The 24617-nt window shown below is 60.4% G+C and carries 21 protein-coding genes and 1 riboswitch; of the genes, 10 read left to right on the forward strand and 11 right to left on the reverse strand.

Translation table 11 applies throughout. The features are described from left to right. Window positions 1–27: 27 nt before the first annotated feature. Window positions 28–1677 carry a 2-isopropylmalate synthase gene (locus NW807_RS07020; RefSeq protein WP_414394640.1) on the reverse strand — a complete coding sequence of 550 codons (1650 nt, stop codon included), beginning with the start codon at window positions 1675–1677 and terminating at the stop codon, window positions 28–30. Between the two features lie 309 nt (window positions 1678–1986). Here NW807_RS07020 and NW807_RS07025 point away from each other — a divergent pair, with 309 nt between their 5' ends. Together NW807_RS07025 and NW807_RS07030 are read left to right on the forward strand one after the other, a co-directional pair. Beyond that, window positions 1987–4125 (forward strand): polyribonucleotide nucleotidyltransferase, encoded by a 2139-nt coding sequence (locus tag NW807_RS07025; RefSeq protein ID WP_414425658.1) that lies wholly within the window; start codon window positions 1987–1989, stop codon window positions 4123–4125. Between the two features lie 43 nt (window positions 4126–4168). Further along, window positions 4169–6184: a CHASE2 domain-containing protein gene (locus NW807_RS07030; protein ID WP_414425659.1), complete on the forward strand. Its 2016-nt coding sequence runs from the start codon at window positions 4169–4171 to the stop codon at window positions 6182–6184. Between the two features lie 54 nt (window positions 6185–6238). On the opposite strand, the gene NW807_RS07035 is transcribed toward NW807_RS07030, so the two are convergent. Next, the gene (locus tag NW807_RS07035) at window positions 6239–6460 is read right to left on the reverse strand and encodes a high light inducible protein (RefSeq protein WP_414394644.1); all 222 of its coding nucleotides are present in this window, start codon (window positions 6458–6460) and stop codon (window positions 6239–6241) included. A 115-nt stretch (window positions 6461–6575) separates the two neighbouring features. Between NW807_RS07035 and NW807_RS07040 the strand changes: the two genes are divergently transcribed. Then, window positions 6576–7193: a pyridoxamine 5'-phosphate oxidase family protein gene (locus NW807_RS07040; RefSeq protein WP_414394646.1), complete on the forward strand. Its 618-nt coding sequence runs from the start codon at window positions 6576–6578 to the stop codon at window positions 7191–7193. Here the strand turns inward: NW807_RS07040 and NW807_RS07045 are convergent. Continuing rightward, window positions 7087–8055, reverse strand: coding sequence for an alpha/beta fold hydrolase (locus tag NW807_RS07045; RefSeq protein ID WP_414425721.1), 969 nt, complete (start codon window positions 8053–8055; stop codon window positions 7087–7089). The genes NW807_RS07040 and NW807_RS07045 overlap by 107 nt on opposite strands. Window positions 8056–8127: 72 nt before the next feature. Here NW807_RS07045 and NW807_RS07050 point away from each other — a divergent pair, with 72 nt between their 5' ends. The 4 genes from NW807_RS07050 to NW807_RS07065 all read left to right on the forward strand — a co-directional run bounded on the left by NW807_RS07050 (window position 8128) and on the right by NW807_RS07065 (window position 11177). Next, window positions 8128–8883, forward strand: a complete 756-nt coding sequence (locus tag NW807_RS07050; RefSeq protein WP_414425660.1) for a WecB/TagA/CpsF family glycosyltransferase — start codon at window positions 8128–8130, stop codon at window positions 8881–8883. Window positions 8884–9191: 308 nt separating this feature from the next. Further along, window positions 9192–9878 carry a cell division ATP-binding protein FtsE gene (locus tag NW807_RS07055; RefSeq protein ID WP_414409888.1) on the forward strand — a complete coding sequence of 229 codons (687 nt, stop codon included), beginning with the start codon at window positions 9192–9194 and terminating at the stop codon, window positions 9876–9878. A gap of 80 nt (window positions 9879–9958) precedes the next feature. Beyond that, the gene (locus NW807_RS07060; RefSeq protein WP_414425661.1) at window positions 9959–10864 is read left to right on the forward strand and encodes a cell division protein FtsX; all 906 of its coding nucleotides are present in this window, start codon (window positions 9959–9961) and stop codon (window positions 10862–10864) included. A gap of 73 nt (window positions 10865–10937) precedes the next feature. Continuing rightward, on the forward strand, window positions 10938–11177 hold the full coding sequence (locus NW807_RS07065) for a DNA-directed RNA polymerase subunit omega (RefSeq protein ID WP_414405696.1): 240 nt from the start codon (window positions 10938–10940) through the stop codon (window positions 11175–11177). Window positions 11178–11256: 79 nt separating this feature from the next. Here NW807_RS07065 and cax read toward each other — a convergent pair whose 3' ends face one another. Both cax and coaBC read right to left on the reverse strand, forming a co-directional pair. After that, window positions 11257–12444, reverse strand: a complete 1188-nt coding sequence (cax, locus tag NW807_RS07070) for a calcium/proton exchanger (RefSeq protein WP_414394655.1) — start codon at window positions 12442–12444, stop codon at window positions 11257–11259. A gap of 227 nt (window positions 12445–12671) precedes the next feature. After that, entirely contained in the window at window positions 12672–13901 is a 1230-nt protein-coding gene (gene coaBC / locus NW807_RS07075; protein ID WP_414425722.1) for a bifunctional phosphopantothenoylcysteine decarboxylase/phosphopantothenate--cysteine ligase CoaBC, read from the reverse strand. A 429-nt stretch (window positions 13902–14330) separates the two neighbouring features. Here coaBC and NW807_RS07080 point away from each other — a divergent pair, with 429 nt between their 5' ends. Together NW807_RS07080 and NW807_RS07085 are read left to right on the forward strand one after the other, a co-directional pair. Then, the gene (locus NW807_RS07080) at window positions 14331–14636 is read left to right on the forward strand and encodes an AbrB family transcriptional regulator (RefSeq protein WP_414394661.1); all 306 of its coding nucleotides are present in this window, start codon (window positions 14331–14333) and stop codon (window positions 14634–14636) included. Window positions 14637–15087: 451 nt separating this feature from the next. Beyond that, entirely contained in the window at window positions 15088–15306 is a 219-nt protein-coding gene (locus tag NW807_RS07085; protein ID WP_414405698.1) for a hypothetical protein, read from the forward strand. Here the strand turns inward: NW807_RS07085 and NW807_RS07090 are convergent. The 3 genes from NW807_RS07090 to NW807_RS07100 form a co-directional block, all read right to left on the reverse strand. After that, a complete protein-coding gene (locus tag NW807_RS07090) occupies window positions 15276–16520 on the reverse strand; it encodes an FAD-dependent hydroxylase (RefSeq protein ID WP_414412097.1) in 1245 nt (414 codons plus the stop codon). The two genes, NW807_RS07085 and NW807_RS07090, sit on opposite strands and share 31 nt — an antisense overlap. Before the next feature lie 15 nt (window positions 16521–16535). After that, on the reverse strand, window positions 16536–17519 hold the full coding sequence (locus NW807_RS07095) for a methyltransferase domain-containing protein (protein WP_414394667.1): 984 nt from the start codon (window positions 17517–17519) through the stop codon (window positions 16536–16538). A 230-nt stretch (window positions 17520–17749) separates the two neighbouring features. Next, window positions 17750–18202, reverse strand: coding sequence for a DUF4278 domain-containing protein (locus NW807_RS07100; protein WP_414425662.1), 453 nt, complete (start codon window positions 18200–18202; stop codon window positions 17750–17752). 93 nt (window positions 18203–18295) lie between these two features. After that, window positions 18296–18375: riboswitch (Glutamine riboswitch) on the reverse strand. 198 nt (window positions 18376–18573) lie between these two features. Here NW807_RS07100 and NW807_RS07105 point away from each other — a divergent pair. Then, window positions 18574–20448: a cation:proton antiporter gene (locus NW807_RS07105; RefSeq protein WP_414425663.1), complete on the forward strand. Its 1875-nt coding sequence runs from the start codon at window positions 18574–18576 to the stop codon at window positions 20446–20448. 443 nt (window positions 20449–20891) lie between these two features. Here the strand turns inward: NW807_RS07105 and NW807_RS07110 are convergent, their stop codons facing one another. The 3 genes from NW807_RS07110 to tatC form a co-directional block, all read right to left on the reverse strand. Next, window positions 20892–21746, reverse strand: a complete 855-nt coding sequence (locus NW807_RS07110; protein ID WP_414425664.1) for a DUF2993 domain-containing protein — start codon at window positions 21744–21746, stop codon at window positions 20892–20894. Between the two features lie 125 nt (window positions 21747–21871). Then, a complete protein-coding gene (locus tag NW807_RS07115) occupies window positions 21872–23095 on the reverse strand; it encodes an NAD(P)/FAD-dependent oxidoreductase (RefSeq protein ID WP_414420998.1) in 1224 nt (407 codons plus the stop codon). A gap of 607 nt (window positions 23096–23702) precedes the next feature. Then, window positions 23703–24389, reverse strand: coding sequence for a twin-arginine translocase subunit TatC (tatC, locus tag NW807_RS07120; RefSeq protein WP_414425723.1), 687 nt, complete (start codon window positions 24387–24389; stop codon window positions 23703–23705). Window positions 24390–24617 lie beyond the last annotated feature (228 nt).

Genomic DNA, 24617 nt, shown 5'->3' on the forward strand with positions numbered 1-24617 from the left:
AGGCAGCCGGGAAGCCTAGCCTTGCGCTCAAACCTTCTGAGTGGCAGCCTCCCGCTGGGCAGCCGTTGAGCGAGCTGCGTGCAGAGCGGCGTAGAGCTTATTGAGGGCATTCATATAGGCTTGCGCAGAGGCAACAATAATGTCCGTGTTGGCAGCATGTCCTGAGAAAATGCGGTCCTCATGGCGCAGGCGGATGGTGACTTCCCCCATGGCGTCAATGCCGGCGGTAACCGACTGGACGGAAAATTCAATGAGCTGGTTAGGAATGTTAACAATGCGGTTGATGGCTTTGTAAACTGCATCTACCGGTCCCGTGCCCACCGCTGCATCCACCTTTTCCTCGCCTTCAGGGGTAATCAGGCGCACGGTAGCTGTGGGCGTCTCGTGATTGCCACACACCACTTGCACATGCTCCAGCCGGTAGAGATCCGGCACTGGCCGGGTTTCGTCGTTAACAATGGCCTCCAGGTCGAGATCGGTGATCTCTTTCTTCTTGTCGGCCAGCTCTTTAAAGCGCAAGAAAGCCTTGTTGAGCTCTTGCTCTGACAACTCGAAGCCCAGCTCCTTGAGGCGGGTACGGAAGGCATGGCGGCCTGAGTGTTTGCCCAACACCAAGGTGCTCGATTGCAGACCGATGGTTTGGGCGTCCATGATCTCGTAAGTCTGGCGGTTTTTGAGCATCCCGTCTTGATGGATGCCGGACTCGTGGGCAAAGGCGTTGGCCCCAACAATTGCCTTGTTGGGCTGCACCAACATGCCGGTGAGGTTGGAGACAAGGCGAGAGGTGCGGTAGATCTCCTGAGTCTTGATGTGAGTAAGGGGTTTTTCAGAGTCCACTGGCAGGCCAAAGTAGGGGTTAAAGTAGCTGCGGCGCACATGCAGGGCCATCACTAATTCTTCCAGCGCCGCGTTACCGGCCCGCTCGCCAATGCCGTTAACGGTTACTTCCACCTGGCGCGCGCCCTGCTTGATGGCCTCTAGGAAGTTGGCTACTGAGACTCCCAGGTCGTCGTGGCCGTGGACAGAGATGATGGCCTGCTTGATGTTGGGCACGTTCTCACGGATGCCTTTAATCAGTTGGCCGAATTCCTCGGGCATGCTGTAGCCGACCGTGTCAGGGATGTTGACGGTTTTGGCCCCGGCCCGGATGGCTGCTTCAAGAACCTGGTAGAGGAATTCGGGATCGGAGCGGGTGGCGTCCATGGCGGAGAACTCCACATCGTCGACGAAGGATTTGGCATAGGCCACCATCTCCTCGGCAATCTGCAGCACCTCAGCGCGGGTTTTGCGCAACTGATATTTGAGGTGGATGTCAGAGGTGGAGATGAAGGTATGGATGCGGGGCTTGGCAGCAGGCTTGAGGGCTTCAGCTGCCGCTTCAATATCAGCCTTGCAGGCACGAGCCAGGCTGCAGATGACGGGGCCATCGGGGGTGCCCACGTGTTCCGCTATCTTCTGCACCGCCTCAAAGTCGCCGGGGCTGGCGTAGGCAAACCCCGCCTCAATGATGTCGACCCCTAGCCGAGCCAATTGCCGGGCAATGGCCAGTTTCTCCTCAGCGTTGAGGGTTGCGCCAGGACACTGCTCCCCATCGCGCAGAGTAGTGTCGAGAATAAGCACATGATCCAAAGCTTGGCCATCGAATGAAGAAGAGGGAGAAGATGCGGCAGCGTTCATAACTTGTTCGATTGAAGAAGGGGACAGTAGGCAGTGCTTTTTATTTTGGCATTCCTAGAAGCGGCGTAAAGAGCCACCGGGGACAGGTCAGCGGCTGGCAAAGGCAAGACCCGTTGGGTGGCCTCGGGAGGAGGCATTGCCGACCGCCTTTGGCGATACTCGACCGAGGGAGAAGGGGAGGGGTGAGGCTGAGCTAGCCAATGCAAAAGAAGTAGCTGCAGACCAACTCCTGGCTGGACAAGGGTTGCCTTCTCCAGCAAGCCAAAATGCTACGATAGCGGCAAGGAAAAAAGGAAGGCAAAGCGTTACATGGCAGAATATACTCGGTCGATTTCCTTTTACGGACGGGAAATTGACATCAATATTGGCTTGATGGCCCCCCAGGCAGGCTGTGGAGTCTGGTTAACCTGTGGGGAAACTTCCGTCTTGGTCACGGCTACCCGCCAGGCAAATCGCGAGGGGGCTGACTTTTTGCCGTTGCTGGTGGACTACGAGGAGCGCCTCTACGCTGCTGGTCGGATCCCAGGGAGTTATCTGCGGCGCGAGGGTCGGCCCCCGGAGCGGGCTACTTTGATCTCGCGTCTCATCGACCGACCCCTGCGGCCCTTGTTCCCGGAGTGGCTGCGGGATGACGTACAAATTGTAGCCACTACCCTCTCTGTGGACGACAAGGTGCCCCCTGACGTGCTGTGCATCTTGGGAGCCTCGCTGGCCCTCCACGGCGCCCGCATTCCCTTCAACGGCCCGGTGGCAGCGGTGCGGGTGGGCCTACTCCAGGATGAGTTTATCATCAACCCCACCTACGCCGAAATCGAGGCTGGCGACCTGGATCTGGTGGTAGCTGGCTGCGCCGACGGCGTGATCATGGTCGAGGCAGGCGCCAAGCAGCTGCCGGAAAAGGACATGGTCGAGGCTATCGAGTTTGGATTCGAGGCTGTTCAGGAGCTCCTCAAAGCTCAACAGCAAGTCCTTGCCGATCTCAACATCCCTCGTGTAGAGCTACCCCCACCCCCCGTCAATGAGGAGCTGGTTGCCTTCGTAGCAGAACAGGCCCAGGAGGAGATTCGCGCTGTCCTCAAGCAGTTTTTGGACAAGACCAGCCGCGAGCAGCAACTGGAGGCCATCAAGGCCAAGCTGGCGGCCCAAATCCAAGAACGGCCAGAGGGGGATCCCTTGCGGCTTTACCTGCTGGAAAACCCCAAGGAGTTGGACAACCAGTTCAAGGCTCTCCTCAAGAAGCTGATGCGCCGACAGATCCTGGAAGAGGGGGTGCGGGTAGATGGGCGCAAGCTGGATGAGGTGCGACCAGTCTCTTGCCGAGTGGGCTTGATCCCGCGAGTCCACGGCAGTGCTCTGTTCAACCGCGGCCTCACTCAGGTTCTTTCCATTACCACTCTTGGCACCCCTGGCGATGCCCAGGAGTTGGACGACCTCCACCCCGTGGACGAAAAGCGCTACATGCACCACTACAACTTCCCTGGCTTTTCCGTGGGAGAGGTGCGGCCCTCTCGTTCGCCAGGGCGGCGGGAGATTGGCCATGGGGCGCTGGCGGAGCGGGCCCTGGTGCCCGTGTTGCCCAAGGAGGAGGAGTTTCCCTACGTGGTGCGGGTGGTCTCGGAGGTGCTCTCTTCCAATGGCTCCACCTCGATGGCTTCGGTCTGCGGCTCTACCCTGTCTTTGATGGATGCCGGGGTGCCGATCAAGGCACCGGTCAGCGGCGTGGCCATGGGCCTCATCAAAGAAGGGGATGAGGTGCGCATCCTCACGGACATCCAAGGGATCGAGGACTTTTTGGGCGACATGGACTTCAAAGTGGCCGGCACGCGGGCAGGGATCACCGCCTTGCAAATGGACATGAAAATTACCGGCATCACTGTTGACATCCTCGAGAAAGCTCTCCTGCAAGCCAAGGCTGGGCGCGACTACATCCTCGACAAGATGCTGGAGGTCATTCCTGCCCCCCGGCCGCAGTTGGCCAAAACGGCTCCCCGTCTGCTCACCTTCAAGGTGGATCCAGAAGACATCGGCAAGATCATCGGCCCTGGCGGCAAGATGGTGCGCAGCATTACTGAAGCCACAGGAGCCAAGGTAGACATTAGCGACGACGGCACGATCACAGTGTCTTCCACCGTCAGCGGCCAGGCCGAAGCGGCGCGGGCGATGATTGAAAACCTGGTGCGGCGAGTGGAGGAGGGGCAAGTTTACCTGGGCCGGGTGACCCGCATCCTCCCCATTGGCGCTTTTGTGGAGTTCCTGCCCGGTAAGGAGGGCATGATCCACATCTCGCAGCTGGCGGAGTACCGTGTCACCCGAGTAGAAGATGAAGTTGCCGTGGAGGACGAAGTGGTGGTCAAGGTTCGCAGCATTGATCACAAGGGCCGGGTCAACCTCACTCGGCTTGGCATTAGCCCTGAGGAAGCGGCGCGGGTGCGCAGCCACCGCCGTTGAGGCTAGGGTTTCTCCCCAGTCCCGTAGGGGCCAAGGTTCTGGCTTGCCCGCTCAACTAGCTGCCTCCCGCGGCGAAGTGGGCTGGGCCTTGGCTTGGGGGCTGGGGTGGGCTGCCTTGCTCAACCTTTCCGCTCAGCACCCCTTGCTGGTGCGGCTTGAGAGCGATGCCCAAGAATGGCTCTATGCCCTGCGCGGCCCCCAGCAGCCTTCCCCGGAGGTGGCAATCGTCGGCATCGATGGCCGCCTCGAAGGACAGGGGGAAAGTGGGGAGAGCAAGCCTCATCCCCATGTTGACTTTCTCCTGGAGCGCTCCAACTACGCTGCCCTGACCCTGCGCTTACTGGAAGAAGCAGAAGCCAGGGTGGTGGTGCTGAATCTGCCCAGTAGCTTTGTGGTCCCCCAGACGCTGGGTGACGAGGATTTGGATGCTCCCCTGCGTCAGGTAGTCCAGCGCTACCCAGATCGCGTAGTTTTGGCTACCCGCAGCAGTGAGAGCTTTGGCCGCCCTGAGATCACCATCTACAACCACTTCTTGCCTTTTTCCTCCCTACGGCTGGAGTATTTGGTAGCACCAGAACATGTTCAGGGAGTGGTGCAACACCGCCTGGATGGGGCTGGGATCCTGCGCCAGGCCCAGTTGCGAGGGCTCTACCTGCGCCGCGACAGCCAAAAGGAGCAGATGTTTGCCTCGGTGGAGGCCTTGGCTTTTGCCAAGTACGATCCAGAGCGGGCCAGCCGCTGGCTGCGCGAGCGGGGCTTCCGGCCGGTGCAATTCAACCCTCTCGGCGCCCAACACTCCATTCCCATCCTCCCTATCGAACAGGTTTGTCCGCCCCTCCCGCTCAACCTCGGCCAGACTTGCGGCGCTCATGAAGGGATCCCTCCCCTCAAGCCCGAGGTAGCTCGTCAACTGCAGGACAAGATTGTTCTGGTCGGCTTTGTCGGCGGCTACCCCGAGACCTTTCCCGTGCGGACAGCGGATGGATCCCAGATTGCGGCAGTAGAACTCCAGGCGCAAATCCTGTCCAGCCTGCTCACTGGCCAGGTGTACCGATCCCTGCCGGCGGAGCTAGCAGCGGGAGTTGTCTTCCTCCTAGGCGCGGCAACGGGCCTGCTCTTGGTGCGCTATCGCTCCTCTTCGCGCGAAAACCGCTGGAAACAGGCGCGCTCTCTCCTCTTGCCGCTGCTAGGGCTAGCCGTTTACGAGGGCTGGGCTGTGGCCCAATTCTTGCTGGGGCGTTGGATTTGGCCGCTGACCTTGCCAGCTTTGGCCGTTGGCCTGACGGGGGTGAGCTTGCTGCTGACCCTGGTGATCTTGGAAAACCACCAGCGGCTTTTGGCTCAACAGCAGGAACTGGAGCGCCTGCGCCGGGCTGAGCAGGAGGCAGCCATTGACCAAGCCCGTAAGCTCCTTTACCGGGTAGCCACCGACATTCACGATCGCGAGCTGCAGGAGCTGAAGGTGGTCATGGACGAGCTGGAGAGCTTGCAATGGCAACAGCAGCAGGGCAGGGCTCCCGATCCGGCTATCTACGATCGTCTGCTGGAGCAACTGGAGCAAATTGGGCGGGGCATTCGCGCCCAGCTCAATGACGTGCGCACCCTGGCCACCAAGCTGCACATTTCCCCTAGCTTGCGGGAAGGGCTGCACCGGGGCATCGACACCTACCTGGACGAGCTTATCCAAACGGGCAGCCTGACCTTGCCTGTAGAGCGCCACCTACAGCCCTTAGCGGAGCCCAATACCAGTGAGTGGTTTGACCAGCGGGAGGACATCTTGCGCTTTTTGCGGGAGGCCATTGGCAACGTCATTGCCCATGTCCAGCCTCCCAAGGGCAACGCCTCCTTCGTCAAGGTGTCGCTGGTTCAAAGGGATCGCCTCTGCTGTCTGTCAATTATCAACGACGGCATAGAGTACGCCCCTACCCCGGGCGGCGGCTACGGCAGCAAGGCCATGAATACCATCGCCCGCTACCTGCCTAAGGGCTCTTGGCACCGCACCCAAACCCCGGAAGGCTACACCCACGTAGAGCTACACTGGGAGATGCCTGGTCCCTAGCTACAAAGAAGGCAAGAGAAGCTCTTCGGAAGCTCCCGCTTGCCTCCCCTTCTCCTAGCGACCCAAGGCCTGTAGCCAGCCGATGAGGGTGGTGCCGGACAACGCTTCAAACAAAATCAGCGCCACAAAGCCAATCATCGCCAAGCGCCCGTTCAAGCGCTCCGCATACTCGGTAAAGCCCACCCGTGGAACAGGGTCTACGTACATCTCTGGCTCAATGGCGTAGTTGTTGAGGCGGCCACCGTCTTCGACAACCACGGAGCGATATCTGCTCATAGGGTTCTCCTCATCCTTTCTTTAGCAGTGTAGCCTGCTCTATAGAGAATTGTAAAGTTTTGTTGAGGAAGCTGGGTAAGCAGGGTTGTGGCTTTCGTCAAGAGGTGCGAGCTCGGTGACTGAGACGCGGGATTTTGCTCCCCTGCAACCCGAGGACTACATCCCACTCTTCTCAAGCCAAGCCAGGTTGGGGATAATAGCAGCGGCCATGGGAGCAGCCATGTCAGCCCAGGAAAAGTTGCGAGCGCTGCTGGAGACCCAGCCAGTAGCCAGTCTGGCAGTGCTGGAGCGGGGAGCGCCGGCGGTGTCGCTGGTGCCGTTTGTGGTGCAGTGGGATCCCCTGCGTTTTGCCATCGTCATTAGCGACCTTTCCCCCCACACTCAGGCCCTGCGGGAGGATCCGCGGGTCGGCCTGCTCATCCACGAGCCGCCCACGGCAGGGGATCCGCGCAGCAACCACGCCTTGCCGCGGCTAATGGTCAGTGGAACAGCCCAGTTCCTCAGCCGCGAGGAGGCCCAAGTCCAGGGGTTCGAGGCGCTCTATCGCGCCAAGTACGAGATTGCCGAGATAATCCTGGGGCTAGCGGACTTCCACTTCTGTCAGATCACCCCCACTGGGGGCAGCTTCATCCAGGGGTTTGGCCAGGCCTTCCGGCTGAGTGGACCCAACCTGGATCAACTGGAGCACCTAGGCCGTGCGGATCCCGGATCCAGGCTAGGAGCAGCGGGTTGACCAGCTCCGGCGCCTCATCTTGGGGGCAGTGGCCCACCCCCGGCAGGGGGATAAACCCCACCACGCAGGGAAACTCGGCCAGGGCCCGCCCTAGGGCAATGGGCTCCCAGGGATCTGCCTCCCCCCAGAGGATGAGGACGGGGCAGGTGACCTGCGGCAGGAGATCTTCGGCCAAGGGCCCCTGGGAGTAGCGGACAAAAGCCAAGAAGACCTCTGCCGCCCCTGGGTCGAGAGCCGGTTGCAGCAAAAGCTGCACTAGATCCTCCGTAACTGCCTCCTTGCGCCCATAGGCTTGGAGGAGGATCTGGCGAATGGCTCGGGGCTGAGCTAGCTGGGCAAAGAAAAACCGCCCGAAGGGGGGCCACCCCAGCAGGAACTGCAGCAGAGAAGCAGTCCAGCGGCGCAGCCAGGGGAGCTGGTGTCGCTTGCGCTCGTGCAGCAGCCGCAGCGAGGGATCCAACATCGCCACTCCCAAGACCTGGGCTGGCTCCAAAACAGCCGCCTGCAAGGCCACAATGCAGCCAATGGAGTTGCCCACCAGATAAGCCGGCTCCCCCACCACCTCCCGCCCAAAATCGGCCACCTGGGCGCCCCAGGTTTCGAAGGTGTAGGGGAGCGGGGATCCGGGCAAGGGCTTGGCGGATCCCCCAAATCCCAGGAGATCAAGGGCGTACACGCGGCAGTGCCGCCCCAGCTCCGGCAGATTTTTCCGCCAGTGGTCGCTGCTAGCCCCAAAACCGTGGATGAGCACCACCGCTGGACCAGCAGATCCCGCCTGCTGGTAGCGAATGGGCTGGCCCCGCCAGAGCCAGCGCCCCTCGCAAGGAGCAACACCGCTTGGAGAAGGCTGTTCGGGGAGCATGGGGATTAGGATGGCGCTCTTTTTTGCTGGCACAATTTGAATTGGGAAGCAAGTCCTCTCCCCCCTCGTGGCATGTCGCTGGTCACCTGCCCCCTCTTGGGCGTCAACCTGCACCTTACCCTGCCGGAAGCCCACCTGCAGAGCTACGCTGCCTGGATTGAAGCGCGCATCAGCCAGGGTCTGGGCGCCCAGGTGGTTACCTGCAACCCGGAGATGATTGTGCAGGCGCAGCGGGATCCGGCCTTTGCCCAAGTGCTGCAGGAGGCCGAGCTGGTGATCCCAGACGGCATTGGGGTAGTGTGGGCGTTGCGGCGGCAGGGGATCCGCGTCCAGCGGGTGCCAGGGATCGAGCTGGCCGAAGCCCTAATCTCGACGGCAGCTGCGCGGGGGTGGCGCCTGGCTTTGGTGGGGGGGAAGCCGGAGGTCAACCGGGCCGCGATTCAGCATTGGCAAGCCCGCTTTTCTTCCTTGGCCATCTGGGGCCACCACGGCTACTTCTCCCCCGCCGAGGAGGAAAACCTGCTGCTAGCTCTCCAGGCTTTTCAGCCGCAACTGGTGTGGGTAGGGCTGGGCTCCCCGCGCCAAGAGCTGTGGATTGCTCGCTGGCGAGCTCTGTTGCCCCAAGCCATCTGGATGGGAGTGGGCGGCAGCTTCGACATTTGGGCTGGGCAAAAACGACGGGCCCCCCGCTGGTGGCGCGACCATCACCTGGAATGGCTGTATCGTCTCTATCAGGAACCCTGGCGCTGGCGACGCATGCTGGCTCTGCCCAGATTTGCCTGGCAAGTGCTGTGGTCTTCTTCCTCCTCCCCGGCTTCCTCTTTGTAGGTGCTTTGCTGTAAACTACCCTACGGCTAAAGCCGGGAGCTTTAAGGACGCCGCTCCGCTGGCCCGAGTAGGGAAACTGCTTCCGGAAGAAGCAGTAGCTAGCTTGCAGGCCAGGGTTGTAGAGGGTGGCGCTCCTTGCCACGGCTAAGTCTGGGGATCTGTGCGCCGCGTTTTTCCATATGGCTGGTCAGCCCGTTGGCTATGCTTCTTGCTACTTGGCCAATCCAAGCCCAAGCCTCTCTCTTCCAGCTTTAACGGACTTAGGCCTTCAACCTCGCCCGCGATCCCTGCCCAGCGGCTCCGGGAGCATGGTGTTGCTGCGGGGTGTGAGCAAAGTCTTTCCCAACGGCGAGTGGATCTTGCGGGAGGTAGACTGGGAGGTGCGCCGCGGCGAGTTTGTCTTCCTAACGGGAGCCTCGGGAGCGGGCAAATCCACCCTCCTGCGGCTGCTCTACGGGGCTGAACAGGCCACCAAAGGCACGGTGATGGTGGATGGGGTGTGCCTGTTTTCTTCGGAAGGTCGGCAGCGGCCCTACCGGATTTCCTCCCGTCCCCTGGCGATGTTGCGGCGGCGTTTGGGAGTGGTCTTTCAAGACTATCGCCTGTTGGCCAATCGCACTCTAGCGGAAAACGTGGCCTTTGTCCTGCGCGCCCAAGGGCTCTCCCCAGCAGAAATTCGCCGCCGCCTCGGGCCAACCCTGAAGATGGTGGGGCTGGCTGACAAGGAGGATCGCTTCCCCCACGAACTTTCAGGGGGAGAACAGCAGCGCCTCAGCCTGGCCCGTGCCATTGTCAACCTGCCGGTGCTGCTGCTAGCAGACGAGCCAACGGGCAACCTGGATCCGGAAAACTCGCTGTTGGTCCTTCAGATTTTGGAGCGGCTCAATTCTTTTGGGGTGACTGTCATCATGACCAGCCACGACCCCTATCTTGTGGAGCGGGCCGGCCACCGGGTGGTGCGCATAGAAGGAGGACGTCTGTATGATATGGGCTGAGGAGCTGCCGGGATTCCCAACGCAAGGCGGCGCTCCAGAGGGCTGGAATCCCAAGCTGGGTTCAGGTGGCGGTAGGCAGCATGCCATTTCTCTATAAGATCCGCTATCTCCTGCAGGAGACTCTTTTGGGGTTGCGGCGGGGAGGCTGGCTGAACTGGGCTGCTATCAGCACCCTGCTGGTGTTGCTGTTTTTGGTCGGGATCGGCGTGGAGCTGTCTTGGGGCGTGGAGGCGACGGTGCGCTCCCTGGGAGGACAACTGGAGATCTCCGTTTATCTAGAGCCGGGGCGCCGAGGGGTGGAGCTGGAGCCGCAAATTGCCCAACTGCCTCATGTAGAAGCGGTGAGAGTGATTACCAAAGAGCAGGCCTGGCGCGACCTTTTGCTGGAGATGGGGATCCAAGATGAGGCGGCCCTGGAAACCCAGTTGGGAGAAAACCCCCTCGTAGATACCCTGCGGGTCAAGGCGGATTCTGCCGCAACCCTGGCTCAAGTGGCTGAGCAGATCCGTCGCCTGGAAGGGGTGGACGAGGTATACTACGGCAGCCGTGTTGTGGAGGAACTGGCCCAGCTTCAGGAGCTGCTGCGGCTGGGATCCCTGGGCATCCTTGGGGTGCTGACCCTGGCCGCGGTGGCTGTAACCACCACTACCATTCGCCTTGTCGTCATCGCCCGGCGGCGGGAGATTGAGGTGATGCAGCTGGTGGGGGCAACAGCAGCCTGGATCTACCTGCCCTTTGTTTTGCAGGGCTGCCTGTTTGGGTTGATCAGTGCCCTTGGGGCTTGGGGCTTAGTTGTGGGATCCCGTCAGTTGCTGCAGGAGGCGCTGGAGCAGCTCATTGCCCTGCCCTTGATCAAAGTGTTCCAGGCAGGTTCGGATCCCCTGAAGGCTTGGTTCTTACCGCTTTTGCTGTTGGGGATGGGAATTTCCCTAGGCACCAGCAGTAGCCTCATTGCAGTGCGCAAGTCAGCAGGTCGCAGGTTCTAAGCTTGGGACTTCTATGCTAGTCTACTCGGCCCCCTTACGCTACGATTGACTCAGGAACAGGAAGACTCCAACTATGGTGTCCCGCAACCCTCACTTGGCCATTGACAACGACGAGCTCATGCGTCGGGTAGAGGCATTGATTAACGCTTCCAAAAATCGCTATCGCATTACCGTGCAGGTGGCTAATCGTGCCAAGCGTCGCCGCTATGAGGATCCCGACGATGTCGAAGAAGGCTGGATGAAGCCCATTCGCCGCGCCATCCTCGAGATGTCGGATGAGCTGACCCAGCCAGAAATCATTGGCGATGAGTAGAAGTCGGCCCACCTCCTTGGAGCGGGAGGGAGCGCTCTTGAGGGACAAAGCTGGGTTTTTTGTCTACCAGCAGGCGCAGTTACTCCAAGAAGAAAAAGGCAATCCCAAGAATGGCATAGGTGGCCAAGAGCAAAAGCCCCTCCAACCAATTGGAACGCCCGTCGCTGGTAACGGAGTTAACCAGCAGCACGGAGACAGCAATTGCCACCAACTCCACTGGCCCGAAGTTAAAGTTCATCGGTTGGCCGAGGAGGCTACCGGCCAGCACCAAGAGAGGAGCCACGAACAGGGCAATCTGCATCGTCGAGCCCAGGGCCACCGAGAAAGAGAGATCCATCTTGTTTTTCAAGGCCACTGTGATTGCCGTCGCGTGTTCGGCCGCATTGCCGATGATTGGCAGCAGGATCACCCCCATAAACAGAGGCGTGACTTGCAACTGCTCGAGGGCGGTCTCTAGGGTATCCACCAGCAACTCCGACTCAAGGGCCACTAGCACTGTTAGCCCCAAAAGAGCGAGCACCCAGGGCCACAGCCGACTTTGCTCCGACGAGGCCGTCAAGATCTGGGGGATGGATCCCTCTGCCTGCAGAACCGGATTGGGGGCAAGACGGGCAGCAGCTTCCTCTTCTGCGGCTTCAGCTTCGTGAATGCTGTAGAGGTAACTGTGGGTTTTGAGGGAAAAGAGCAAGGTGAGACCGTAGACGACTAGCAATACCAGAGCTACTGCCGTCGAGAGCTCCTGAATCGAGATCTCGCCCAAATTGGCATCGGCATAGGTAACCACGCTGGGTAGGATCAGCGCCACCACCGCCAGGTTCATTACTGAGGCGTTCATGCGCGCTACCTCAGGCCGAAAGCTCTGCTCGCGAAACTTGATCCCGCCCAGAAGCATGGCCAAGCCAGCCACCAGGAGCAGGTTGCTGATGATGGCGCCAGTGATGGAAGCCTTGACCACCTCCACCAGGCCAGCCCGCAGGGCCACCAGGCCAAGGATGAGCTCGGTGGCATTGCCAAAGGTGGCGTTGACTAGCCCCCCAATCGTCGGCCCCGTCAAGGCAGCAATCTCTTCTGTGGCCTGGCCGGTAAACTTGGCCAAAGCCACCACTGCCAAAGCGGCGCAGAGGAAGATTAGGTTGGGATCCCAACCCCGAAGGTGGCCTATCCAGGAGAGGGGAACCCCCGCCAGCAGCAGAAACGGCAAGACGTTTAGGACTTGCTGCCAACCTGCTGCAGAACGAGCCGGGAAATTTGTATCCGCCAGAGTCATAGCTCCAAAGATGAAGACCAATAGCTAGTTCCAGTTTCAGATAAAGTGGCTGCCGCTGCAGCTTTGAGACTTTGCGGAAAATAGGACTGCCCAAAGCAAGAGCCACCGTCTGGACATCTCCCGAAGCAGTCTAGCCGTTGCTGGGGAGGCGCGGATAGGGGCTGCTGAGCTTCCCCTGCCAGGAGCTCTCTCCAGCCTCTCAAAACGAGGAGTGCCAGAGGTAGCTTTCAGCCTAGGTCCAGTTGCAGGGCCAGATCCAGCAGCCGATGGGCCAGGGTAGCCTTGGGAGCCAGGGGGAGCCGCTCGGGATCTCCCTGACGCGGGATCCAATAGCCCTGGTTGTGGCTGCTGCCAAAGCCGCTCTCCGGCTGGTCAATGGGGTTGGCTACGATGGCGTCTAGCCCTTTTTGCTGGAGCTTCTTGCGGGCTAGGGGGAGGGGATCCCCGCTCTGGGCAGCAAAGCCAATCAGGCGCTGGCCGGGACGTCGCTGACGGGCCAAAGCTGCCACCAGATCAGGAACGGGTTCCAAAGGCAGTAGCGACGGCAGCTCAGTCTTAGCCAGCTTGCCCGCGTAGGTCTGCGCAGGTCGCACATCCCCCACCGCTGCTGCCATCCACAGGAGATCGGCCTGGGGAAACTCGGCCTGCAAAACCTGCTCCAGTTGGGCTGCTGTCTGCACAGGGATGGCCCGAATGGCGAAGGGTGCTGGATCAAAGGGGATCCCCAGTGGCCCATGCACCAGGGTAACCTTGGCACCTCGGCAGGCGGCAGCCACCGCCAGCGCCACCCCCATCCGTCCACTGGCCGGGTTGCCGATGAAACGCACGGCGTCAATGGGCTCCCGTGTACCCCCCCCTGTCACCAACACCCGCTTGCCCTGCCAATCTTTTTTCCCCCCTGTCCAAAACAAAGCCCGCACGTACTCCTGCAACACCTCCGGCTCCAGCATCCGTCCTTCCCCCACCGCATCGCAGGCCAGGCGGCCACTGGCAGTAGGCAAGGCCCAAAAGCGGGGATCCCGTTGCAGTCGCTGCCAATTCTCCGCCACCGCCTCAGCCTTCCACATGTGTGTATTCATGGCCGGCGCCAAGGCCACCGGACCGCGGGAAGCCAAAACCACATTGGTGAGCAAATTGTCCGCCAGCCCCTGGGCTAGCTTGCCCAAGGTGTTGGCCGAAAGCGGCGCAATCAGGAGAGCCTCGGCCCATTCCCCCAGCTCGATGTGCAGCGGTCGCCCCCGCGTAGCTTGCCAAAACTCGGCATCTGTAAAAGCTGGCTGACGGGACAGGGTAGCAAAGGTCAGCGGGGAGATAAATTGTTCGGCGGCTCTGGTTAAAACCACCCTTACTTCTGCCCCCTGCTGGGCCAGAGCTGACACCAAGGCTGCCGTTTTGTAGGCTGCAATTCCCCCGCTCACCCCAACCAAAAGACGCCGCCCCGACCAAAAGAGATCCATATCAGTGAACACTCAAACAGCCTTGCTTCCAGTTTCCCTACTTTTGCCTCCTGCCAGCGACACAAATCCCTCGCCCAAAGGCGCTAGTACTCCGACAGTAGACCTAGCTGAGAACAGCACTTGCAAGCCTATGGCTTGCCTGCGGAGAACCCCTCTTTGCAAAAGTCCAACCCAACTCTACAGGCTCCGTCCCCTAGACAGAATTCACTACTGCGGCTTTGCGCACCCGCCTCCTTAGATCCTACTCGGTTGCCAAACTTATCCCTTCTAACAAGTCTAACAAGATAAGAAAGAGCTGAAGGCAACTCTATTGCAATCGCTATTTGTTTTTGGCTACACTAACTGTTGTCCTTAAACGCGCTTGATATGACTACGACCGGAAAGCCGAAGCCACTCACTGGCCAAGAGCTCCTCGACAAGGTAACCTCCATGGGAAACGCAGATCCCAAGGAGAAAGCTCGCGCTTGCGGTTACGTCACCTATACCAAGAACGGGCAGGAGCGAGTAAATCTGATGCAGTTCAACAACGCCTTGCTCAAGGCTATTGGGGTAGATCTCGGTACCAGTGATGAGAACGGTTCCCGCGGTCGCGCTCCTACCTTCCGGGTTTCGGTTCATAAGAACGGCAACATCCTAATTGGGGCCGCCTATACAAAGAAAATGGGCCTCAAGCCCGGAGATCAGTTTGAGATCAAGTTGGGCCACCACAACATCAAGCTGGAGCGCGTCGACTGATTTCCCATCACCTACCTTGTCGAGGTTCTCTCTAGTAATGCCAGCGTTTCAGGGGGGTACGGTGGGTGGGAAATCTTCCCCCTCCTTGAGGCAGAGAAGGGATCCTCACATCTGTTACGGATCCGCAGGTTGGGTCACTGCCAAGGGAGTTGCTGCAGTGGGTCTCCTCTCAGCCAGCCCCTGGGCAGCAGGACGCATTTGGCTGCAATTTGAACAACGGCTGACGGTTCAGTTGGAGCCGCTGACAGCGGTCGTTTTCGACGTGTAGGGTAGGGCAGCGAGCTGCTGCTTAAACCGCAGGAGCTCTTGCGCTTCAGCACCAACTCTGCCCTCACCATCCCGATGCAGCCAGGGCTGCCCCTGCAGCAGGTTAGTCAGCTGCGCTTTCGCCCTGAGCCGCAGGACACCTACAAGCTGCACTTGTCCTGTCGTCAAGGCCGTGCTCCCACGAGTGGCAGGCAACCAGAACCTGAAGACGGTGCTAGTTAAGCTGGATTCGAAGCAGCAGCCCCTGATCCTTGGCCATGCTGTACCCATGCCGGTGGTGGTGCGAACCCGCCCCTACGACGAAAAGTTCTACGCTGAGATTGTCAAGCCCAACCGGTTGCAGGTCGAGGATGCGGAGGTGCTTTGGGCAGCTCAAAAGGCCAAGGAGGAGCTGGGGTTGTAGGGAGGACTCCCCCACAGGCCAGTCATCAGGCGCAGCAAAAAGCGCCGCAGTGGCGGGAAAACTATCATCCCCTGGAGAACCCAGCGCCGCCCAACCACTACGGGCCAGTAGGAGTTGGAGAAGGTGCGGGTGAGCAGGTCGGTAAAGAGCAGCACCACCCAGTTTTCCCAACGGCGACGGCGGCCGTAGCGCCGCAGGACTCTAACATCCCCCAGATCCTCCTGCCGCCTGCGAGCCTCCAGCAACACTTGGGCCAGGGCGGCAGCATCGCGGATACCGAGGTTTAGCCCTTGGCCAGCCACCGGATGGCAGTGGTGAGCCGCATCTCCCACCAAGGCCAAGCGGTGCTGATAGTAGCGGCGGCTCTGGCGCAGACGAGCGGGGAAGAGCTGAGGCGGGTTCAACAAGGTCAGGCAGCCGCCCTGGGAACCATAGTAGCGCTGCATCTCGGCCAAGAAGTCAGCCTGAGAAAGAGCCAGCGTGGCTTTGGCCTGCTCATGGGGCAAGATCCAAACTACCTGGCAGCGATTGCCAGGCAAGGGCAGGATGGCAAAGGGCCCAGCAGGCCAAAAGCGTTCGTAGGCGATGTTTTGGTGGTCTTGGGCAGGAGCCACCAGGGCAGTGATACACGACTGCCAGTAGTCCCAGCCGTCGCTTGGGATCCCTGCCCACTGCCGCACCTGGGAGCGCAGACCATCGGCGGCTACTACCAGCGAGGTTGCCAGTCGGCGCTGACCCTGGGCTGTTGTCAGCTCCACCTCAGCCGCGCTTTTCCCGTAGGTAACTCGCTCCACCCTGGCTTCGTAGTAGCAGGTAATGCAGGGATCGGCAGCCACCTGCTCCTGGAGCACCTGCTGCAGCCAGGCATGTTCGCCGCAGTAGAAAACTGCTGTTTCCCCCACATCCTCCGGTCTAAACGTCACCCGCTGGGGAGCGTCGGCATCTGTCAAAATGACTTGGGCAAAGGGGGTAATGTGGGGAGCTAGGGCCTCCCACACGCCAATTGACCGGAAGATGCGGATTGACAGGGGCGAAAGGGCGTAGGCCAGGGGGCGTTGCCGAACAGCCTCAGACGACTGGGCCTCAACGAGGGCTAAACGCAGGCCGGAACCCCGGAGGGCACAGGCTAGGGTTAGACCCGTGATGCCTCCGCCGACAATCACCACATCGTAGAAGGCTTCCAAGGTATCTAAAGGGGAAGCAAGGGCTGTCATTTCCCACTTGGGTAGTCAGGTGCTGTAGGCCACTGCCTCCACGCAACTCGAGTTAGCTGGCGTGGCCGCTCGCACGGCTCGGAACATGCCAAAGCGGCAGAGGCCGGTACTGAAGGCCAGGTGCATGAGTAAGAAAGTGGGCACCTCCCGCAGCGACTTGATCAGGCCCACCAAGCCAAACTTTAGCAACCCCTCCGGCCGGACAACCCCCTGCCAGATGGAATCTAACCAAGAAGGAAGGGTCTCTTGGGTCCAGTCAGCAGTCTCCACTCCCCCCTCTACCAGCCCCGTGGCTTCCAGCGCTTCCACAAAGCCTTCGATGCTGGAAAAAGCAGGGTGCGCCCACTGATCCAACAACTGCCGCATCACCAAGCGCTCCCAAAAGTTGAGGGGCTTTTGGCGGTCGTCGCGCTGGTTCCAGTCTGCCACCACTAGAATGCCGCCTGGCTTGAGCACCCGCAGCATCTCGCTAGCATAGCGGGCCTTGTCTGGCATGTGGGGGCCGGCCTCAATGGACCAGACGACATCGAAGCTGGCGTCGGGAAAGGGGAGGTCGAGGGCGTCGGCCACCTGAAATCGCACAGGCAGATCAGGAGGGGTGAGCTCTTGGGCCCGCTTCACCTGCTGCGGACTGATGGTAATGCCGGTTACCACAAAGCCATAGTCGCGAGCCAAGATGCGGCAGCTGCCGCCAATGCCACAGCCCACATCCAGCACTGTTGACCCCGGCGGCAGCCGATCCAGCCCGCCCCAGCGCACCATCTCATGGACAAAGTCGTGCTTAGCCTGGATGAAGTTTTTCCGCCGCGGCGGGGATCCGTAGTGGCCCAGGTGGATGTGTTCGCCCCAGTAAAACTCCAGGATCCCGTCCCGCGTCCACTCGTCGTAGGCGCGGGCTACCGACTCAGGAGAGCGATACTTGCGAGCAGTCAGCACGTAGGCCGCTAGACCTACCCCTAGGAGCAAAACTGGGGCCAAAATCCAAGGCATTGGGCGCATCAATAACTTGAGGCTGCTCGAGTTGAGACAGACAGAATCCCAAAAGCTCACTAGGGCATTATAGCCTTGGAGAGCCAGTTTTCTTGACCCCGCGGAGGTTACTAGGCTCCTCCTCGCGAGTCTGAGAGATACAAAAAACAGCGCCTTTCTCCCTGCTAGCAGCAGGAAGACTTCTGGCGCCTCTTGCAAGGGGCCTCTTTGAGGATCCCCCCAAAGCACTTGCCTGGAGGTTAGCTCATGCTAACTCGCGTACGGTCGTAGGTCAAGCGGAAGGTGGGGTGCACTTTCCCTTGGATACGGTTCCAGAAGTTGCGCACGTTGGTGTGCAGGCCAACCCGCTCTGTACCGCGTACCAGCATCGCCTGCTGCCGAATTCGAATAGCGCGTTGGTGGCCCGCCATCAGCCGACGAGCTAGCTCATCCAAAACGTGGGAACGGCCAGGGGTTGCTGCCGCCTCGGAGGCTACTGCTGGAATCTCTTGAGCCACTGCCTCAGCCGCTTTGGGACGATAGGCTACTCCCCGGTAGAGAAAGTCCAAGTTGGTGGACAAAACCAGCGGCTTGGTTAGGTGGCGGAACCGCCAGTCCAGCCCTCGATAACGGCCCCCCACCTTGCCAGGGGAAACGGTCACAGTCGGCGGTGAGAAGGTGTAACCGACACCACGGTAAGAGAGTTTCATCATCTTCGCCTCCAAAGTTGAGAGTTGTTGGTATCCCCTTCACCTCCCAAGGTGAGAGGTGAGCTGGGATATTTTGCAAACAGCTACAGGGGTTGAGGCGCGTTCCTTCGGGATAGCTCCCTACTTCCGTCCTCTGGCTGTGGGGTTGCTCTTGAACCCGCCAGAGGATGAACGATTTCTTCATCTCGTATTATAAGCTACGGTTTTGAGGTTTTCTAGGTAACCTTTAACAAAAATTTTGGCTGCTCTCCCGCGGGGCTACCCCTGCTGGACTGGAGTGCGCGGGGATCTGTCCACGCGGCTGAGGGAAGCAGTATCGTGGAAGAGCCCTCAGGATCGGCTACAAAAGTTCATATTTCGGGGTGGGTGTCCCTGTGCAGGAAGACTTTCGCCTGATTCTGGACATTGCCACAGTACTGGCGGCAGCGGCAGCAGGAGGGCTTCTAGCGGCACTGCTGCGGCAGCCAGTGCTTTTGGGTTACTTGCTAGCCGGGATCCTAGTGGGGCCAACAGGGCTGGGGTGGATTAAAGAGGTGGTGCAGGTGGAAACCCTGGCCCAGTTTGGCGTGACCTTTTTGCTGTTTACCTTGGGGGTGGAGTTTTCCCTCAAAGAACTGCGCCAAGTGCGCGGGATTGCTCTAGGCGGCCTTTTGCAGATTGGCCTAACGATTGCAGTCACAGCGGTGCTAGCGATGGCCAGTGGCTGGCTGACGCCGGTGCAGGGGATCTTTTTGGGAGCGGTGCTCTCCTTGTCTTCCACGGCGGTGGTGCTCAAAAGCCTCACCGAGACCAACCAGATGGGCACGCCCCAGGCCCAGGCCATGCTGGGGATCTTGATCGTGCAGGATTTGGCGGTAGGGCTAATGCTGGCGGTGTTGCCAGCTTTGGATGCTCCCCTGCCAGAGCTGGCGGGATCCCTGGCTAAGTCAGTAGCGGAAATTGGCCTGGTGGCAGTAGGAGCAGTGCTGGGGGGTATTTGGCTGGTGCCCGCCTTGCTGCGGCTATTGGCCCAGCAGGAGAACAAAGAGGTATTCCTACTGGGGGTCATCAGCCTCTGCGTGGGGATTGCTCTCCTAACCGAGCGGCTGGGCCTTTCCAGCGAGATCGGGGCTTTCATTGCGGGGCTGATGATTTCGGAAGCGGAATACGCCGACCAAACCCTGGCCTACGTAGAGCCCTTGCGGGATGTGTTTGCTGCCCTCTTTTTTGCTGCCATTGGCATGCTCATCGATCCCCGCTTCATTGCTGACCACCTGACGCTGATTCTGGGGCTGGTGGGGCTAGTGATGGTGGGCAAGTTTTGCCTGGTGGCGCCTCTGGCTGGGCTGTTTGGCTACCCCCTCCCGGCGGCGGTGTTGGTAGGGCTGGGCCTTTCTCAGATTGGCGAGTTTTCCTTTGTCCTGGCCAGCGAGGGGCAGGCCCTGGGACTGGTGTCGCGGCAGCTGTATTTGCTCATTGTCAGCACCACTGCTGTTACCTTGCTGGTCACTCCCTTTTTGCTTAAGGGCGCGCCGGGGCTGCTGAGGAAACTGCAAGGGATCCCCTTCTTGTCTCGCTGGCTAGCAGCAGACGAGCGGCCTCGCGACCTGGATGCCAGGGCTCCTCAAGAGGGCCACGTGGTGGTGTGTGGCTACGGTCGGGTGGGGCAAGATGTGGTGCGCATTCTGCAGGCCCGTCGCTATCCCCTCTTGGTAGTTGACTCCTCGGAACAGGTCATCCAACAGCTGCGCTCGCAGGGGATCCCCTACCTCTACGGCAATGCTGCCAGCGCCCTGGTGCTGGAGAAAGCTCGCCTGAACCAAGCTCACGCCCTGGTCATTGCCTTGCCAGATCGTCTAAGCACCCGCCTCTGCCTCAAACAGGCGCTAGAACTGGCGCCCCACCTGGAGGTAGTGGTGCGGGCCACTCACGAAGAGGACATTGAACAGCTCTACCAGTTGGGGGCTAGAGAAGTCGTCCACCCGGAATTTGAGGCCAGCTTGGGGCTGTGCAGTCACCTGTTGCTCCAGCTGGGCGAGCCCCTGGAGGTTGTCCAGCAGGAGATCCTGGCCATCCGCAGCTGCCACTACCGCAACCTGCGACCTCTCCCCCCCAGTTGCCTAATCCCCACGTCTGTCAGCTGGCCGCCACCGCCTCCTGCTAACGACAGCCATGACGCTAGTCCATCGGAATCGGTGCTGGCTTGGTGGGAGCAGTGGCGGCGCCCCGGGCAGCCGGAATGGGCAGGGATCCCTAGCTCGGCTGAGTGAGAACACAAGCTGGGGCAAGACTAAGCTGGGCGACTTACTCTCTGGGAGGTCTCTGTGCGCTGGCCTGTTTGGCTACCCAGACCACTCGCTTAGTTGAGAGCCTTTGCTCTGCTTGCCCTTTTGGCTCTCGTGGCAGGGGTAGGGAGGACTCTTCTATTTTGGGGAGCAGTAGCCAGCGCTATTTTCGAGAACAAGGCACTTCTGGGGGTAGCCTTTGCCACGACTGGGGTGTCATGGCGTGCCTTGTTGCCTACGTCCATCATTGGCTCACCGGCCCAGAGAACAGGCGTCACCCTACTTTGAGAAGTTGGAGAGGAGGGATTGGGGCAATAGGCGTGGCCGGGGCCAGCTCGGTTATAGGGTAGTTTCAACGCTGCCCTCAACTTGGTCAAGTGGTATCTGGCTACCTGCAGCTTGCGGGGGAGAGAATTCAGCAGCAGCAACTACCCCCGGGCTGGGGTCGCCGCTTCCGGGTAGATAACCAACATCCCCTCGTAGAGGATCTGGCCGGGCTGCAGCTCCAAGCGATCAATGCGCACACCTGGATCCAACTGGATGGGAAAATCTGCCAGGCCGGGGATAGGGATCTCCTGACCTTCACTTATCCACACAGGGTTAACCAGCCGCAACTGGCTAGGGCCCTGAGCCTGCAGCCCAGTCACCACCGTAACGGGCACCTCCGCCCCCTCAGGAGTAACCAGTTGGGCCCGGATGCGCAGCCGCCCTGGCTCTAGGGCAACCTGGGGCTGGCGGATTAAAAAGGGAACCGTTTGCTCTCCAAAGGGCAGTTGCACCCGCGCTTGGGCCAGTTGCGACTGGATGAGGGGAGCCTGAAGGGTGCGATTCAAGTCTGCTTCCGTGAGGCGCAAGCTTACCTGCACTGGCACAGGGGCCAACAGCCGCAGGGGGCTGCGCCCTTGAATAGCTTCCCCCACATTGAGGCGAATATCTTGGCCCCGCAGCCGCAGATGGCTGATCTGGAAGCCTTGGTAGATGAGGTTGTCTCCTGAGACCTGAGCTTGAGGGATCTGACCCTTGAGAATCTGGGCGTCGGAACCGGCAATTTGCACCTGCAAGTTGTCCACCTGCTGCACCTCAGAGCGAATCCAGGCAGCCACCAGAGGATTGAGCAGGGATCCGGCAATTTGGGCAAAGGCAGGCCAGGGCAAAAACATAGCAGGCAGGCCAAGCAGCAGAGCAAACCCCAGCCGCTGCCCCCCGGCGGAGGGCTGTTGTTGGCGGCTAGTTGTTGGCTTCAGGGGGAGAGAGTCCTGTTCAGGCCAAGATGGGGACAGCACGAGGCACCTTAGAAGAATAAGAACCAAAAGGCGAGAAGCTAGGGGGCTTTCTCGGGCCAGGCTAGGACTAGATTACGACAGGGCGGTGGCAGCGCCCAGGGGCTTCTCGCGCACTCTTGGGGAAGCTAGCCGTCTATCAACTGCCACCAAAGATACCCCAACCGCAGGTAGTGAAGCCGCAAGCCAGGGAAAGGGAAAACCCGCGGCGGCTGACGAAAGAGGGCACTGATCTGGGGTCGATTACCGGCGATATCCTGAGCCAAGATTTTGCCCGCCCACACCCCTGTGGCCACACCGCTGCCATGGTAGGCTAGGCCGTACCACAGGCTGGGATCCGTTGGCGAAGGGCCGATGTGAGGGTGAAGCTGGCGGGAGAGGCAAACCAAGCCATTCCAGGCGTACTCAATCTCCACCCCCTCCCAGGCGGGAAAGAGGCGGTAGAGCCGCTGCACCATCCAAGCTTGCAGGCGCTGCCGTTGCCCTGGGTCGTCGCAGGTGCCATCCCGCCCCCCAAACAGCAGCCGCCCATCGGGCAAGAGACGGTAGTAGAACAGAAGCCGCCGCGTGTCGTAGACAGGGGTCGGATCCCACCAGCCCTGGGCTTTTTGCTCCGCTGGCGTCAGGGGGCGGGTCACCACGATGTTGGAAAGCACCGGCAGCAGGGATCCCGCCAGTTGGGGATAGAGGTGGGCTGGCGTGTAGCCATTGGTGGCAATCACCAGGTGGCGCGCCCGCACCGTCCCCCCCGGCGTATGGCAAAGGTGGTAGGATCCCACTTTCTCCCAGGCGATAACCGGGCTAGCACTGTATAGCTGGGCTCCCCACCGGCGGGCAGCCTGAGCTAGCCCCTGGGTAAGCTTGAGGGGGTTGAGGCCAAAACCAATGCCGATGTGGAGAGCGCCGTAGTTCTCCCGACTGTCGAAGCCCCGCTCCCGCAGCTCTTTGGGGCTAAGGAGCTGAACGGGGTAGCCGGCCACCTGGGTGTAGATCTGGTATTCCGCCTCCAACTCCTGCCAAGCACTGGGGCGATGGGCCACCGCGTACCAGCCCTGGCCCTGGGCATCCAGGGAAAAGCCCTCGGTAGCAGCCAGCTCTTGGACGGTTTCCACTGCCTGCCATTGATCCCGGTAGTAGCGCTCCGTCTCCGCTAGCCCTACCCGCCGTACCATCTGGGCGTGAGTCAGGCAGCTTGCCCCCACGCCGCAGAAACCGCCATTACGCCCCGAGGCCCCCCAGCCCAGGGATCCCGCCTCCAGCAGGCAGGCGGAAATGCCGTGATCGCGGACTAGGTGCAGGGCTGTCGAAAGCCCTGTGAACCCGCCCCCAATGATGGCTACCTCAGCCTCCACCTGCCCTTGCAGAGGTGCTGGGTGTCGCCAACTGGAGTCTGCTATCGTGCTGTCCCAGTAACTGCCAACTGGATAGGAAGGATCGTAGGTTCTAGCAGGATAGGGGTTTGTTTTGGGGCAAAAACTCCAAGAAAGCATAGAAGCCCTGAGGTCAAGAACTCGTTCTTGAAAGTTCAGAAAATCCGCTTCTGCAGCAGCAGCCTCTTCGGCAGCGAGCAGCAGTAGGAAGCTTTGCTGCCTGTCCCCGCTGGCCAAGGCCCTGCAGCAGCTACTGAAGATGGAAAACAGCAGCCAACTGTTGCCCACACCCCTTACTAGGGGCGCATAGCTAGCTACCCCCCTCGCCTGAGCTAGGGTAGGGGCGGGGCGGATCCCCTGCCGGGATAGACAAATTGGACAAACTTTCCCTCTGCCCCAATGAGCCTTTCTGCTGGCCAAAGGGTGCGGCTGTTGCCAAAGGCTGGTATTCCAGCCCTAACCAGGGCTGCAGTCTCGACTGTTACCGCTAAGGATTTTGGTGAGCAGGTAGAGCTTGTCCATCTTTCTTTCCAAGGTCAAACCGCTTTCCCCGCACGGGGAAGCCAGGCTGCCCAAGCCAGCGCCCGTGTCACCGACCCAGTAGCTTCACCAGCAAAACGCCCAACCCGTACAGGAACGTGATCGCGCCGGCTAGGAGGCTCTGGGTAAGGGGATCCGTGGAAGGGGTAAGAATGGCCCCCGCCACCACTGAAGCCACAACGACGTAGCGCCAGCCCTTGAGCATCTGCTCGGCAGTTACCAGCCCCAAAGCCCCCAGCAGTGCCTGCAGAATTGGCACCTGAAAGGCCAAGCCAGTGCTGAACATCAACAGCAGCACAAACTCAAAGTAGCGATCGATGGACCATGCCTGCTCCACTACCCCTTCCCCATAGCGAATAAAGAAGTTCAGCGCTGCCGGAATGAGAAGGTAGTAGGCAAAGGCTAAGCCCGCCACAAACAAGAGGCTGGATCCCAGCACCGCCGGTCCCAGCAGCTTGATCTCCCTGACGCTTAGCCCTGGCAACACAAAGCGGACGATTTGGTAGAGCAAAAAGGGCGTGGCCAAGAGCAAGCCGGCATAGGCCGCTACCTTGAGGGAGACGAAGAAGTACTCGCCCGGCGCCAGTTGCAGGAAGGTTACCCCCTGGGCTGGCACCTCCAGAAAAGCAACAAGGCGGTTTACCCCCAGAAAACAGGCGACGATGCACAGGCCCACAGCAATGAGGCTGGCCAAGAGGCGGCGGCGCAGCTCCTCCAGGTGCTCCATCAAGGTCATCTCGACCTCGTAGGGAAACTCTGGATTGGGCACCCGCGTGGGCGCTTGCGCTGGCGCAGCTTGCTGCGAGGAGTCAGTCTCAGAGGCAAGGGGCATGAGCCGGCTGGCAACACAACCTTTCCCGCTATCTTAGCCTTGCCCCAGCCTCAAGGAAAAGCGCCCGCCCAACACGCCCCCCTCAGCATGGGTCAGCGCACCGCTGTCCCAGGAAACTCTTTTAGGTGGCGG

It is taken from the genome of Synechococcus sp. R70.1 (assembly GCF_047461675.1).
GTDB lineage: Bacteria > Cyanobacteriota > Cyanobacteriia > Thermostichales > Thermostichaceae > Thermostichus.

Coding starts and splice junctions, on each gene's coding strand:
- NW807_RS07090 (WP_414412097.1), bottom strand. CDS start 16,520: ATGACAGCCCTTGCTTCCCCTTTAGATACCTTGGAAGCCTTCTACGAT.
- NW807_RS07055 (WP_414409888.1), top strand. CDS start 9,192: ATGGTGTTGCTGCGGGGTGTGAGCAAAGTCTTTCCCAACGGCGAGTGG.
- tatC (WP_414425723.1), bottom strand. CDS start 24,389: ATGACCTTGATGGAGCACCTGGAGGAGCTGCGCCGCCGCCTCTTGGCC.
- NW807_RS07025 (WP_414425658.1), top strand. CDS start 1,987: ATGGCAGAATATACTCGGTCGATTTCCTTTTACGGACGGGAAATTGAC.
- NW807_RS07065 (WP_414405696.1), top strand. CDS start 10,938: ATGGTGTCCCGCAACCCTCACTTGGCCATTGACAACGACGAGCTCATG.
- NW807_RS07020 (WP_414394640.1), bottom strand. CDS start 1,677: ATGAACGCTGCCGCATCTTCTCCCTCTTCTTCATTCGATGGCCAAGCT.
- cax (WP_414394655.1), bottom strand. CDS start 12,444: ATGACTCTGGCGGATACAAATTTCCCGGCTCGTTCTGCAGCAGGTTGG.
- NW807_RS07035 (WP_414394644.1), bottom strand. CDS start 6,460: ATGAGCAGATATCGCTCCGTGGTTGTCGAAGACGGTGGCCGCCTCAAC.
- NW807_RS07080 (WP_414394661.1), top strand. CDS start 14,331: ATGGGAAACGCAGATCCCAAGGAGAAAGCTCGCGCTTGCGGTTACGTC.
- NW807_RS07060 (WP_414425661.1), top strand. CDS start 9,959: ATGCCATTTCTCTATAAGATCCGCTATCTCCTGCAGGAGACTCTTTTG.
- NW807_RS07095 (WP_414394667.1), bottom strand. CDS start 17,519: ATGCGCCCAATGCCTTGGATTTTGGCCCCAGTTTTGCTCCTAGGGGTA.
- NW807_RS07050 (WP_414425660.1), top strand. CDS start 8,128: ATGTCGCTGGTCACCTGCCCCCTCTTGGGCGTCAACCTGCACCTTACC.
- NW807_RS07100 (WP_414425662.1), bottom strand. CDS start 18,202: ATGATGAAACTCTCTTACCGTGGTGTCGGTTACACCTTCTCACCGCCG.
- NW807_RS07045 (WP_414425721.1), bottom strand. CDS start 8,055: ATGCTCCCCGAACAGCCTTCTCCAAGCGGTGTTGCTCCTTGCGAGGGG.
- coaBC (WP_414425722.1), bottom strand. CDS start 13,901: ATGGATCTCTTTTGGTCGGGGCGGCGTCTTTTGGTTGGGGTGAGCGGG.